Source organism: Pseudomonadota bacterium, from assembly GCA_026388275.1.
Taxonomy (GTDB): Bacteria; Desulfobacterota; Syntrophorhabdia; order Syntrophorhabdales; family Syntrophorhabdaceae; genus JAPLKB01.
This window is the reverse complement of record JAPLKB010000015.1, coordinates 1-12,382: the sequence shown is the minus strand read 5'-3', so window position 1 is coordinate 12,382 and position 12,382 is coordinate 1. Positions and strand designations below refer to the sequence as shown.

Sequence of the window (12,382 nt, the reverse complement as noted above, 5' to 3'; positions counted from 1 at the left end):
TTTTAGCTATTCCTAAATTTTAGATGCTTATATAGTCTTTTACCAGAATAATCAAAATTATGTCAAGAAAATTTTCTACAATTATGCATAAAGTCTTTATATTTCGCTATGCAATTTATCTTTTTAAAGACAAGGAAACCATATTTTTATTGATTTTAAGTTCTTTTTTGTTTAATATTCTTTTGTGAAAAATATTACATATTGAACAAAAATAGCATCTTAGGGGGCAGCAATGGAAGAAGTTGGAAGGATTATTTTCTGGAATGTTGGTGGAGGGGCGCGATGGATTACTTATGCACTGATGGTAATCACTTTTATTGCCCTAATATACGGGTTGAAAAAAAGGTACGCCATGTGGAAGATAGGAAAACCTTCCCCAATCAATTTTACAGAGAGGCTGGGAGAAAGGATTGGCTACTTTATCAGCAACGGCATTTTTCATAAGTCAATTTTAAGAGAGGCTTACCCGGGATGGATGCATTTTTTCATTTTCTGGGGATTTCTCATACTTGCTATAGCAACCGGGCTCATTGCCTTACAGGATGATGTGCTAAGACTTCTTTTTGGCATAGAGTTCATAAAAGGTGATTTTTATTTGATATTCTCCTTTTTGACTGATCTTGCAGGTATTCTTGCAATAATCGGTATTCTAATGGCTATATGGAGAAGATACGTTTCAAAACCAGCAAGGCTTGACAATAAGCCTGATGATCTGATTGTTCTTCTGTGGATACTTGCTGTGCTTGTTACAGGCTTTCTTACAGAGGCCGCAAGGTTAGCCGCTGATCCGAAGCCCTACGAGGTATGGAGTTTTGTCGGGTGGTTTCTTAAATCTATTTTCCCGAGCGCAGAAAAAGGTGTTACTTACATGCCTCATGCTGTTATGTGGTACCTTCATATGCTACTTTCCTTCGGCCTAATAGTTTATATTGCATACTCAAGACTGCTCCATATTATAACATCTTCTCTTAATATGATGTTCAGAGGAGTTGATGACAATCCAAGAGGCGCAATTGTTCCTATCGAGGATTTTGAAAATGCCGAAGAATTCGGCGTTAATTCAATAGAAGGATTCACATGGAAACAGATATTTGACCTTGATGCTTGTACAAGATGCGGTAGGTGCCAGGATCTTTGTCCGGCTTTTGCAACTGAAAAACCGCTCTCACCCAAACAATTCATCCAGGATTTAAAGGCTGAGTGGGAACGGATTGGATCAGGAGGAGCGAAGAATGAGGATGGAATAATAGATACTGTCATCAATGAAGAAACCTTGTGGTCATGTACGGCCTGTCTTGCCTGTCAGGTTAATTGCCCTGTATCAATACCAACCTTTGATAAGAATATCGAGATGAGGAGATACCTTACATTGACGTTGAGCAAAACCACATCTGAAACAAGACTACTTTTCAAAAATCTCCAGCAGAAGGTTGACCCCTATGGTATGGGAAAGAGACAGAGAACCGAATGGACTGAAGGTCTTGAAGTAAAAAATGCCGGTGAGGAAGAGGTGGAATATCTGTATTGGGTAGGATGTGTTGCTTCTCTTGACGACAGAAACAGAAAAGTTGCAAAGGCATTTACCAAAATATTAACCCAGGCAGGCGTATCATTTGGTATTCTGGGTCAGGAAGAAACCTGTTGCGGAGATCCTGCTCGAAGATGCGGAAATGAGGAATTATACTTGGGTATTGCACAGGGCAATGTAGAGCTTCTCAATGAAATGGGTATAAAAAAGATTATAACCACCTGCCCTCACTGTTATCATACGCTGAAGAATGAATATCCGCAAATCGGAGGGAATTTTGAAGTATACCATCAGGTTGATTTTATCTCCAAGCTGCTGAAAGAAGGCAAACTTAAAATCAATCCGTCTATTGAGGGCACTATCACATATCACGATCCATGTTACCTTGGACGTATAAATGGTATATTTGATGAAGCAAGACATGTTGTGGATAAAGTGAAACAGGGAAATTTTGTTGAAATGGGCAGAAACCATGACAGGAGTTTCTGTTGCGGTGGTGGCGGCGGCAGAATATGGATGGAAGAACATCATGGAAGAATTAATCACAAGAGAATAGAAGAGGCGATTGACATATCGGCAAACACTGTTGTAACTGCATGCCCATATTGCCTTATTATGATGGAAGATGCCATTAAGGATAAGGAAAAGTCCGAAACCATGAAGGCATTAGACTTGTCTGAGGTTGTGGTAAAAGGCATATAAAGAAAGTTTTTAACTTGTGTTATTAAAAGCCGCCGCCCATTAGTGGGATGGCGGCTTTTTTGCTTATAGAGGAGGAGGTGCTGCATATAACGTCAATATGTCAATATATTAAATAGCCCGCACAGCGGGCGAGAAGGGGTGGCTCCGACGGCTTGGCCGGTGGAGGGGGCGACGCAAGCCCCAATAAACAGAAAAGGGATGACTTATCTTGCATAAGTCATCCCTTTTCTGTTTTTCTAAGAAGATAGAGAGCTATTCTTCCTGTGAAATTGCTTCAACCGGGCATTCTTCGACACATGACCCACATTCTGTACAGAGCTCGGGGTCGACTTTAGCCGTATCATCAACGGTTATAGCATCGACAGGACATACTTCCGCGCACGCTCCACATCCTGTGCAGGCATCCTGGTCAATTTTTGTAGGCATGTTTTACCTCCTTTTAATATTTATTAGAAATTCCTAAACAAATAAAACAATAATGTCAATAAAAAAATTGACATCTACTGAATTTTATATTTTTTCTTCAAAAATTCCATACCAGTCATGGGATACAATGCATAAATCAGGATATCTTCCATCTTATCGCTTATTCCTTTAAGGGCTTCTTTAGCCTTTGGAAGTTCAGGCTCAAGGGTATCGGCCGGCCTTATATCTATGGGTATTTCACCCTTTTCGTATCCTTTCAGTGCCTTCTTCCTGATCTCTTCATCAACAGGTGCCGGCGGTCTTCCGTAGAGGCCGTAAAAGTAGTCCCTCACCTCTTTGGAAATCATTTTATACCTTCCGGCTACAACATTGAATACTGCCTGAACGCCCACAATCTGACTTGTAGGTGTAACAAGAGGGGGGAATCCCATATCCTTTCTTGTTCTGGGGATTTCTTCGTAGACCTCTTTCAGACGGTGGATTGCCTTTGCCTGTTTCAGCTGGCTGACAAGGTTGCTTATCATGCCGCCAGGTATCTGGTGCATAAGGACGCCGATATCTATTACTGAAAATCTTGTTGTATCAGCAAAGGACATATAGTTCGGTATAATACCCTCAAAGTACTCATCGACATCAGCCAATAATTCGAGGTTCAATTTCGGGTCATAGGGGGTATCAAGAAGGGTAACAACAAAGGGTTCAACTGCCGAGTGAGAAGAGCGCAATCCAAAGGGGGCGAGGCATGTATCAATGCCGTCAGCTCCTGCCTCAATTGCCTTCAATAAGGACATGGAAGCCATACCGCTTGTATAATGTGTATGAAGATGTATGGGTATGTTCAGGTTCTTTTTCAGGGCTGAAACAAGTTCGTATGCATCGTAGGGTGATATAATGCCTGCCATATCCTTTATGCAAAGAGAGTCAGCCCCCATTTCCTCGATTGCTTTTGCCTTACCGACATAATAATCGATATTAAATATGGGGCCCCCGAGCCTTTTTTCGGTTAATGAGTAAGAAAGGGTCCCTTGTATATGCTTGCCGCATTTTTTTATTGCTTTGAAGGCTGCGATGAAATTCCTTTCGTCATTTAATGCATCGAATACCCTGAATATATCAATGCCCACCTCTGCTGATTTTTCAACAAAGGCCTCTACCACGTCATCAGCATAATTTCTGTATCCGACGAGGTTTTGTCCGCGAAGGAGCATCTGAAACTTAGTATTGGGCATCTTTGCTTTGAGGAGTCGCACTCTTTCCCAAGGGTCTTCATTTAAAAAACGTGTCATTACATCAAAGGTTGCACCTCCCCAAACCTCCATGGAGTAAAATCCGATGCTGTCCATTTTCTCAGCAATGGGGAGCATATCCTCTGTCTTCATTCTCGTTGCAAAGAGTGATTGATGGCCATCCCTCAAGGTAAGATCGGTAATCATTACAGGTCTTTTTTCTACCATTGTTAACCTCCTAATAAAATGTGTGAATTAGTATCATGCCTGTTAAGAAAAATCAATGGAAAATTTTACATAACTCTGTTATGTTATTCTAATTTTACGGGATGTAGCTCAGTTCGGTGTAGAGCGCTTGCTTCGGGAGCAAGAGGCCGCTGGTTCAAATCCAGTCATCCCGACCATTTTTACACGGTCAAAACAACGGGGTGGGATCTGAACGCATTCTCGCTCCTTTCATTATTTGCTTAAATATTCCCGTGAGGCCTGCAAAAAAAATGATTAAAAAATGGGAACTTTTAAATTCAAGGACAGACAGGGATTACAAAATATTCAAGATAAAAGCTGTTCAGGCAACATCTCCAAGGACCAACGTGACTAGAAAATATTACACAATAGAAACGAGGGACTGGGTAAATATTATCCCTGTCACGGAAAATAGGGAAGTTGTCATGATAAGGCAGTACAGGCACGGATCAAAAGAAATAACCCTTGAGATACCTGGCGGTCTTGTTGATGAAAAACACCCGGAAAGGGCTGCCTTGAGGGAACTTCTTGAAGAGACCGGATATGCTGGTGAATATGTAGAGTACCTTGGGGCTGTCAATCCGAACCCGGCAATATTTAACAATCTCTGCCACACATACCTTGTTGAGAAAGCAAGGAAGACTTCCCATAGAAACCTTGATCCCGATGAAGACATTGAGGTAGTCCTCGTACCGTTGCCCGAGATTCCATCCCTGATCGACAGGGGCATGATTAACCATGCATTGGTAATAGTTGCCTTTCATTATTACTTTTCAAGAAAAGGATATTTATAACTTATGGACAAAATAACAAATATCCACTTTGTTCCCCCTGTCCCCGTCTTTCTGAGGGGCAATACGGAGAGCGTCGCAACTTTTATAGTGTCTAAGTTTGGATTGCCCAACGGTGCTTAATATCCAAAGGGCTCCTAATTTTGTATAATACTCAGGATGCCGGCTTGCTGGCTTAATCTGATTTTAATAGCCCTCCTACTGAGAAATATGATATATTTTCCAAACTATATTGAGGGACCATTTGTAATATACAAAAGAATTATTGCAGATAAAATCAAATGAAAAAAATTCTTACTATAGCAGGTTATGATTCTTCATCCGGGGCAGGGATTACAAAGGACCTCGATGTATTCTCTTCTTTGGGCATTCATGGTATATCCGTGCCTACTTGTCTGGTGCTCCAGGGACCTCAAGGTGTGCAGGATGTATACCCAATACCATATGTGCAATTTATTGAAATGATTGATTTGGTAAAAAAAGGACTGTCCATTGACGGCATAAAGATGGGTGCCCTATGGAATGAGGCCTATATTGAAAGGATCGCATTGTTTTTGAGCGGTCTCGACAATATTCCCCTTGTAGTTGATCCTGTCATTGAATCAAAAAACAAAACAGGACTTTTAACAGATAAGGGACTGGTGAAGCTTATAGAGATGATTTTTCCTCTGACAGATGTTGTTACCCCGAATCTGCACGAGGCTTCTTTAATCGTCGGGAAAGAAGTGAAAACACTGGAAGACATGGAGGGCTGCGCAAAAGACATATTCGATATGGGTCCCGGAGCTGTAATCGTAAAAGGGGGGCACCTGGTGGGAGAGCCCGTAGATCTGTTCTTTGACGGTAAGGAATTTACCTTCTGGAAAAAACACAGGATAAATCGGGAGGTACACGGCACAGGCTGTACATTTTCCTCTCTCATGACCGCCTTCCTTGTTTGTGGTTATGATAAGAAAGAAGCCTTTCTTGCATCCGAGAAGGCTATGGAAGAGATACTTGGCGATAGCTACAGGATTGATGTTGACGGATTTTATTATGCATCTTCCGGTATTATTAACAGCAAATTTTCCGACAGATGGAAGGTGCTTCAAGCAATGAATGAAGCCGGGGAAATGCTTTGCAGATTGAATATGGTGGAACTGATACCGGCAGTCCAGATGAACATGGGTTATGCAATAAAGGATGCGGAAGGCGTTGAAGATATAGCTGCTTTCCCCGGAAGAATCGGCACGAATGAGGGTAAAATACTTATGAAGGGAGAGGCAGCATTTGGTACATCATCCCATGTTGCAAGGTCGATCCTTACCTGTATGAAATATTACCCCCATATAAGAGCTTGCGTTAGCGTTAGGTATGACAGGGCAATTATCGAAAAGGCCCATGAATCGGATATGAATGTATTGTGTTTTGATAGAAAAAGCGACCCGGAAAAGCTGAAAGAATCAGAGGGGAAGATCCCCGATTTTCTGACTGAAAAGGTTTTGAAACTGGTAGATCAGCCGCCGGACATAATCTACGACCTGGGTGATGTCGGAGAAGAACCTATAATCAGATTGTTTGCAAAACACCCCCTTGAGCTCATAAAAAAAATGGAGATGATAAGACCATGAATAATCAATTGATTGCTGCACGCAACGGAACGATCACGGAAATTATGGAGCGTGTTGCGGCAGATGAAGGTATCGATAAAAAACTTTTGTGTGAATACATTGCTTCCGGCAAAGCGACAATCCTTGCCAATAACAGGCATAGAAATTTTACTCCGAAGGGAGTGGGAAAAGGCCTTAGCGTGAAAGTAAATGCCAATATTGGGACATCAACGGAAAAGATAGACATAAAATTGGAGCTTGAAAAACTGAAGATGGCAAAAGAAGCCGGCGCGGACGTGGTGATGGATCTGAGTACAGGCGGCAACCTGGACGAGATCAGAAAGACCATAATAGAAGAGGCAGGCATCCCTCTGGGTACGGTTCCCATATACCAGGCAGCGGTTGAGACGGTAAAAAAAAGGAAAGCTATTACCAATATGGAACCTGACGATCTCTTTGACGTGATAGAACGGCATGGGGCGGACGGTGTGGATTTTGTTACAGTTCACTGCGGTGTTACTCAGAACTCAATAGAGCGGCTGAGAAAACAGGGCAGGATAACGGATATTGTAAGCAGGGGAGGGGCCTTTCTTACAGAATGGATGATAGTAAACGGGAAGGAAAACCCCTTATACGAACAATATGACCGTCTTATTGAAATTGCAAAAAAGTACGACATGACATTGAGTCTGGGCGATGGTTTAAGGCCGGGCTGTACAGCCGATGCAACCGACAGGGGCCAGATCGAGGAGCTTATCATCCTGGGCGAACTTTGCGCGGAAGCTTTAAAAAACGGGGTACAGGTAATGATCGAAGGCCCCGGTCACGTGCCGATAAACCAGATAGAGATGAATATTCTTCTTCAGAAAAGGATCTGCAACGATGCGCCTTTTTATGTGCTCGGTCCTGTGGTGACTGATATTGCGCCGGGCTATGACCACATCACTTCAGCTATAGGCGGAGCCCTGGCAGGATACTACGGAGCCGATTTTCTCTGCTATGTAACTCCTTCTGAACACCTGGGCCTGCCTGAGCCTGCGGACGTAAGAGAGGGTGTTATCGTGACAAAGATTGCAGCCCATGCAGCAGACCTGGCGAGAGGCAATCAGAAGGCCATCGAGCGTGACAGGGCTATGTCCGAATACAGAAAGGCCCTTGACTGGGAAGGACAGATCAAATGTGCCATCGATCCCGATAAGATCAGGAATTTCAGAAAAGAGAGAAACCTTCACAACGATGTGTGCAGCATGTGCGGCGAATTCTGCTCGATGAAGATCATGAAGGACTATTTGAAGAAATAGTAAATCATGATTCTTAATAGAATAAAAAATGGGTCTGCCGTGAACCATGAATTGATAACTGTGAATGTTTTACCAAAATATTTTACCAAATAATAATATGATTCGAAACAAATGAAAATTCAACGAAACTGGCAAATCCAAGTCTATACCGTATCTGCTCTTACCTCACAGATACGGCAATCAATTAACAGTCAATTCAAGGATGTGCTGGTTCAGGGAGAGATCTCCAATTTCAAGTTATATCCTTCGGGGCACCTTTATTTTACGCTGAAGGATGATAATGCAATGATAAAAGCCGTGGCCTTTAACTTTTGGGATAAATATCCGGAAAGCATGATAGAAGACGGTACAGCCGTCATCTGCAAAGGCAGGGTGGATGTATATGAAAAAAGAGGCGAGTACAGACTCCTAATCGATGCTATTGAGGTGCAGGGCCTTGGACTTTTGCAATTGAAATTTCAGAAACTTAAAGAAAAGTTGTTGAAAGAAGGACTTTTTGATGCTGAGCGGAAAAAACAGCTGCCCTTACTGCCGCAGGCAATCGGCATTGTGACTTCGCCTGCTGGTGCTGCTGTGCGGGATATACTGAAAGTTATATATGGAAAATATGAAAACATGTCTGTATTAATATACCCCGTTAAGGTACAGGGTGACGATGCATGTTATGAAATAGCTGAAGGGATTGATTATTTCAACAGAACAAAAGAGGTGGATGTCATCATTGTTGGCAGAGGTGGAGGGTCTCTGGAAGATTTGGCTCCCTTCAATGAGGAAATTGTTGCCAGATCCATATTCGCCTCGGAAATACCTGTTGTGTCAGCAGTGGGACATGAAGTGGACTTTACAATCGCCGATTTTGCCGCAGATTTAAGAGCGCCTACGCCGACAGCCGCCGCAGATATTGTTGTAAGAAATAAGACAGAGTTTATTGATGTAATCCTTGATATGGAGAAAAAATTGAAAAAGGGGATGAGCAGCAGGCTTGAAAAGTCGAGGTTTCTCCTTTACCAGGGCGCTACGGAACTGAGGGAGAAAAAAAGTCTATTTACAGATTACCGGATGTATCTGGACGAATTGCTGAACAACATGATGCACGGTTTTTCTATATATTTCAGGGATAAAAGAGTACAGGTCGAAACGCTTAGCCAGAGGATATCGGATTTGAATCCCGACAATATCTTAAGGAGGGGCTACAGTATTACAATAAAGAAGGACACAAAAGAAGTCATCGTCAACGCGGAGCAGATTGTAAAGGGAGAGGAACTGCTTGTAAAGCTCTACAAAGGTGAGGCCGATTGCACTGTCACGGATAAACGTCTGTAGCAGGAGAGGCTGGTATATGGGAAAACTTTACATAGATAAACGATATTTTGCTGACAGCAAAACAAGATGGGTGAGTTTTGAAACCGACGCCAGGCTGAAAAGAACAAAGAAAGATATATATGGAAAATGTGTTCCCTGCATAATGAACCTTTATGAACAGCTCATGGCGGGAAAAACGGAGATTGAACTTGGAAGTGCCTATAATTGCTGGAAAATAGTTGTCCTGATGAAGGACCTTGATGAATGCACAAGATTTTTATCCGAATTTGAGAAAGATATGCCCGAGGATATGTACATAAAAGGGCGATTCGGGTCCGGTGACGCAAACAAAAACACAAAAGTAATTGTTTTTAATACAGAAAACGAAACAGAAAAAAACCTTTTATATGATGCTCTTAAGGCATGCGCAGCGCAGATAAAACCCGAACCGCAAGTTATATATCACAAGGCATGTGCAGACCTCTACCACGAACTCCTCGGCAATTGGAGGCAATGGAGTGAAACTGCGCCGATAAAAAACCCTGACATGATTAAACCCATTGTGGACAGAATACGCAAAGTACTGTACTGGGAAAAAGAAGACCTGCCAACAGACCAGGAGAAGGGCGCGTAGAGACTAATTCCAATTCTAAATCAAGGCGCTATCATCGTTGGCTTCGTCCGGGTACCCACTTGTGGGTGTTCCTCCGACGTACTATTATAGTACGCCTACGTCCGGGTACCCGCTTGCGGGTGTTCCCTTGCCGCCTTGATTGCCCCGCAAGCTGAAGCGGGGTAAGTCATTGCATCCTTGATTTAGAATTGGACTAAGACTGAAAATATAGCGTTTCTGTTTAAAATGATGTTTCTAATTGCTGTATATATCAATGTTTTTTATTGCCCCTACAACCTCATCCGCTGTTTTTGCAGACTTTAAATACTGAAGAAGGTGTCTGTTCTGGCTTGCCCTGCTGCAGATGCCAAGGATATGTAACTGAACATCGGGAGTTTCTGCCGGAGAAAGTATGAGGAATATAAGTTCAATAGGATTTTTAGAGGATACGTCAGAGACGCCCTTTTTTGTAAGACCCAAGGCAATCAGTGGAACGGTCAGGCCGGGAACTCGTACATGAGGGAAGGCAACACCTTCATTGAAAAAAGTCGATCCCTGATCTTCTCTTTTTAAAACATTCCCCAGTAAAACATCGGGATCGCCTGCTCCGTTGTTTTTTGTAACAGCTTCAATAAGCGCCCTAAGAGCCGTCTCTTTCTGAACGGGTTGGTCCCATATGATAATTCTATCCGGTGAAAGAAGGTTGCTTAATGTTAACTGAGTTGTAGATGAAGAAGGAATTTCAGCAACCGGCTCGATTGCATATGATTCTTCGGATATTATTTGGCTGGATTTTGCAGGGGGAAATTCTTCTTCGCCTGTATTAAGTACGATTATTGTTATTCCCCCCGCGTTTTTAATAAGATTATTTAAAATATTTTTATTCCTGCCGAAGCGCTCCCAAAAAGGTTTTGCCTTTGACCTGCCTATCACAATATGACCCACACGATATTCCCTGGCAAATCTAAGGATTGTATCTGCTATATCTTCTCCTTTGTAGGTAAAGACCATTGCGCCAAGCTGTTTGGCCAGGGTTAATGTTTCGGAGATGTAGAGCTGAACCTGGACATCAATGGCAGTGGCTTCCTCAGAGGGCGTCTGAACGTAAACGGCATACCAGTTTCGATTGAATTTTCCTGCCAGACGTGAAGTGTAGCGCAGCAGTTTTTCGGTGTTTGGTCCGCGTGAACTGAGGCAGACCATGATTTGATCTGGCGTAGAGGGGATATCGTCTTCAGAAACCTCCCGTCTCCTCAAATCTATCTGGGATGCGAGTTCGCGAAGGGTGAGTTCCCGGAGCTTTTCAAGATTGGAAAAGGTGAAGAAATTTGTGAGAGCTGTCTGAACGCGGTCAACGGGGTATATCTTGCCTTCTTCAAGACGCCTTCTCAGGTCTTCGGCAGTGAGGTCAACATCAACGATCTGATCTGCCTCGGCAAGAACTGAATCGGGTAAACGTTCCCTGACCTTTACCCCGACAGCTTTTTCAACAATATTGTAAAGGCTTTCCAGGTGCTGAACATTCATTGTTGTAATAACATGAATACCTTCAGCAAGGATGTCCTGAACATCCTGATACCTTTTCGGGTTTCTGCTTCCCGGTACATTTGTATGGGCAAGCTCATCAATGAGGACAACTTGTGGTTTGCGGGCCAGGATAGCGTCGGGGTCCATGTCTTCAACTATAATTCCCCGATATTCCTGCTTTCGTCTTGGTATGGATTCCAACCCTTCGGCAATTTTGGCTGTTTCTGCGCGGCCGTGTGTTTCAAGAAGTCCGATAACAACATCGATGCCGTCTGCTTTGAGCCGCTGGCCTTCCTGAAGCATTTGACAGGTTTTCCCGACTCCCGCGCAATATCCGAGATAAACCTTCAGCCTTCCACGTTGGGAGCGTCGGATTAGCCTGAGGAAAGATGCAGCTCTGTCTTCAGTCATTAATTATGTTACCTTCGTTTTTGTGCAATGTTCTTCTCCATCACTAAAAAACATCATTATTTTAATGTGCCGTCAAGTCCCATATTCAGCATGAGTACATTTACCCTCGATTCGCCGAGTATTCCAAGATCACGACCTTCGGTGTGTTTCTCAATCTCTTTGAGGACACTATTAGTACTCAGGCCCCGTGTTTTTGCTATTCGTGTTGCCTGAAGCAGGGCATTTTCTACGCTGACATGAGGATCAAGGCCGCTGGCCGATGCAGTGACGGCGTCGGCAGGAATGAGGCTGTCAGGACCCAGGCTGTTTTCAGAGCGATAATCGACGACCCGTTGCTTTGTTGCGTCTATAAATTTTTGTGAGGTTGGTCCAAGATTGCTCCCGCCTGAGTTGGCGGGATCATGGCCCTGGCCTGCTGAGGACGGACGGGGGTGAAAATATTTGGGACTTGCAAATCCCTGTGAAATAAGGCTTGACCCGGCAATCTTGCCTTCTCGCATGACCAGGGAGCCGTTGGCTTTTGCCGGGAAAATGCCCTGGCCCAAAAGCCATACCAGCAGTGGGTAAATTCCGCACAGGAGAACAGCAAGGGATGCTGTAGCGATTAAAGAGATGCGAAGCTCAATGAGTAAGTTTTTCATGTTCCTTTTCTCCTCCTCATCCTATATAAGATGAAGTGCGTTTATGATAATGTCGACCAGTTTTATGCCTGGAAAAGGT

General features: G+C 43.3%; 10 protein-coding genes and 1 tRNA gene. 7 read left to right on the top strand and 4 right to left on the bottom strand.

What is annotated here, in order from left to right; all coding sequences use genetic code 11:
- The first annotated feature begins 232 nt into the window (after nucleotides 1-232).
- On the top strand, nucleotides 233-2,230 hold the full coding sequence (locus NT010_03750) for a heterodisulfide reductase-related iron-sulfur binding cluster (protein ID MCX5805172.1): 1,998 nt from the start codon (nucleotides 233-235) through the stop codon (nucleotides 2,228-2,230).
- 252 nt (nucleotides 2,231-2,482) lie between these two features.
- Here the strand turns inward: NT010_03750 and NT010_03745 are convergent, their stop codons facing one another.
- Both NT010_03745 and NT010_03740 read right to left on the bottom strand, forming a co-directional pair.
- Complete coding sequence (locus tag NT010_03745) at nucleotides 2,483-2,656, bottom strand: 4Fe-4S binding protein (protein MCX5805171.1); 174 nt, start codon at nucleotides 2,654-2,656, stop codon at nucleotides 2,483-2,485.
- A 74-nt stretch (nucleotides 2,657-2,730) separates the two neighbouring features.
- A complete protein-coding gene (locus tag NT010_03740; protein MCX5805170.1) occupies nucleotides 2,731-4,110 on the bottom strand; it encodes a pyruvate carboxylase subunit B in 1,380 nt (459 codons plus the stop codon).
- 97 nt (nucleotides 4,111-4,207) lie between these two features.
- Here NT010_03740 and NT010_03735 point away from each other — a divergent pair.
- From NT010_03735 to NT010_03710, 6 genes are all read left to right on the top strand, one after another.
- Nucleotides 4,208-4,286, top strand: a tRNA-Pro gene (locus tag NT010_03735).
- A 93-nt stretch (nucleotides 4,287-4,379) separates the two neighbouring features.
- The gene (locus NT010_03730) at nucleotides 4,380-4,922 is read left to right on the top strand and encodes an NUDIX hydrolase (protein ID MCX5805169.1); all 543 of its coding nucleotides are present in this window, start codon (nucleotides 4,380-4,382) and stop codon (nucleotides 4,920-4,922) included.
- A 278-nt stretch (nucleotides 4,923-5,200) separates the two neighbouring features.
- Entirely contained in the window at nucleotides 5,201-6,529 is a 1,329-nt protein-coding gene (locus NT010_03725) for a bifunctional hydroxymethylpyrimidine kinase/phosphomethylpyrimidine kinase (protein MCX5805168.1), read from the top strand.
- Nucleotides 6,526-7,809 carry a phosphomethylpyrimidine synthase ThiC gene (gene thiC / locus NT010_03720; protein ID MCX5805167.1) on the top strand — a complete coding sequence of 428 codons (1,284 nt, stop codon included), beginning with the start codon at nucleotides 6,526-6,528 and terminating at the stop codon, nucleotides 7,807-7,809. The genes NT010_03725 and thiC overlap by 4 nt, the downstream gene beginning before the upstream one ends.
- Before the next feature lie 111 nt (nucleotides 7,810-7,920).
- The gene (gene xseA, locus NT010_03715; protein ID MCX5805166.1) at nucleotides 7,921-9,132 is read left to right on the top strand and encodes an exodeoxyribonuclease VII large subunit; all 1,212 of its coding nucleotides are present in this window, start codon (nucleotides 7,921-7,923) and stop codon (nucleotides 9,130-9,132) included.
- Between the two features lie 16 nt (nucleotides 9,133-9,148).
- On the top strand, nucleotides 9,149-9,745 hold the full coding sequence (locus NT010_03710) for a hypothetical protein (GenBank protein ID MCX5805165.1): 597 nt from the start codon (nucleotides 9,149-9,151) through the stop codon (nucleotides 9,743-9,745).
- 234 nt (nucleotides 9,746-9,979) lie between these two features.
- Here the strand turns inward: NT010_03710 and NT010_03705 are convergent, their stop codons facing one another.
- A complete protein-coding gene (locus NT010_03705; protein MCX5805164.1) occupies nucleotides 9,980-11,662 on the bottom strand; it encodes a PTS sugar transporter subunit IIA in 1,683 nt (560 codons plus the stop codon).
- 56 nt (nucleotides 11,663-11,718) lie between these two features.
- On the bottom strand, nucleotides 11,719-12,303 hold the full coding sequence (gene kdpC, locus NT010_03700; GenBank protein MCX5805163.1) for a K(+)-transporting ATPase subunit C: 585 nt from the start codon (nucleotides 12,301-12,303) through the stop codon (nucleotides 11,719-11,721).
- Between the last annotated feature and the right edge of the window lie 79 nt (nucleotides 12,304-12,382).

What these genes read in the sequence shown, in the direction of transcription:
- NT010_03750 (MCX5805172.1), top strand. Translation starts at nt 233, where the DNA reads ATGGAAGAAGTTGGAAGGATTATTTTCTGGAATGTTGGTGGAGGGGCG.
- NT010_03745 (MCX5805171.1), bottom strand. Translation starts at nt 2,656, where the DNA reads ATGCCTACAAAAATTGACCAGGATGCCTGCACAGGATGTGGAGCGTGC.
- NT010_03740 (MCX5805170.1), bottom strand. Translation starts at nt 4,110, where the DNA reads ATGGTAGAAAAAAGACCTGTAATGATTACCGATCTTACCTTGAGGGAT.
- NT010_03730 (MCX5805169.1), top strand. Translation starts at nt 4,380, where the DNA reads ATGATTAAAAAATGGGAACTTTTAAATTCAAGGACAGACAGGGATTAC.
- NT010_03725 (MCX5805168.1), top strand. Translation starts at nt 5,201, where the DNA reads ATGAAAAAAATTCTTACTATAGCAGGTTATGATTCTTCATCCGGGGCA.
- thiC (MCX5805167.1), top strand. Translation starts at nt 6,526, where the DNA reads ATGAATAATCAATTGATTGCTGCACGCAACGGAACGATCACGGAAATT.
- xseA (MCX5805166.1), top strand. Translation starts at nt 7,921, where the DNA reads ATGAAAATTCAACGAAACTGGCAAATCCAAGTCTATACCGTATCTGCT.
- NT010_03710 (MCX5805165.1), top strand. Translation starts at nt 9,149, where the DNA reads ATGGGAAAACTTTACATAGATAAACGATATTTTGCTGACAGCAAAACA.
- NT010_03705 (MCX5805164.1), bottom strand. Translation starts at nt 11,662, where the DNA reads ATGACTGAAGACAGAGCTGCATCTTTCCTCAGGCTAATCCGACGCTCC.
- kdpC (MCX5805163.1), bottom strand. Translation starts at nt 12,303, where the DNA reads ATGAAAAACTTACTCATTGAGCTTCGCATCTCTTTAATCGCTACAGCA.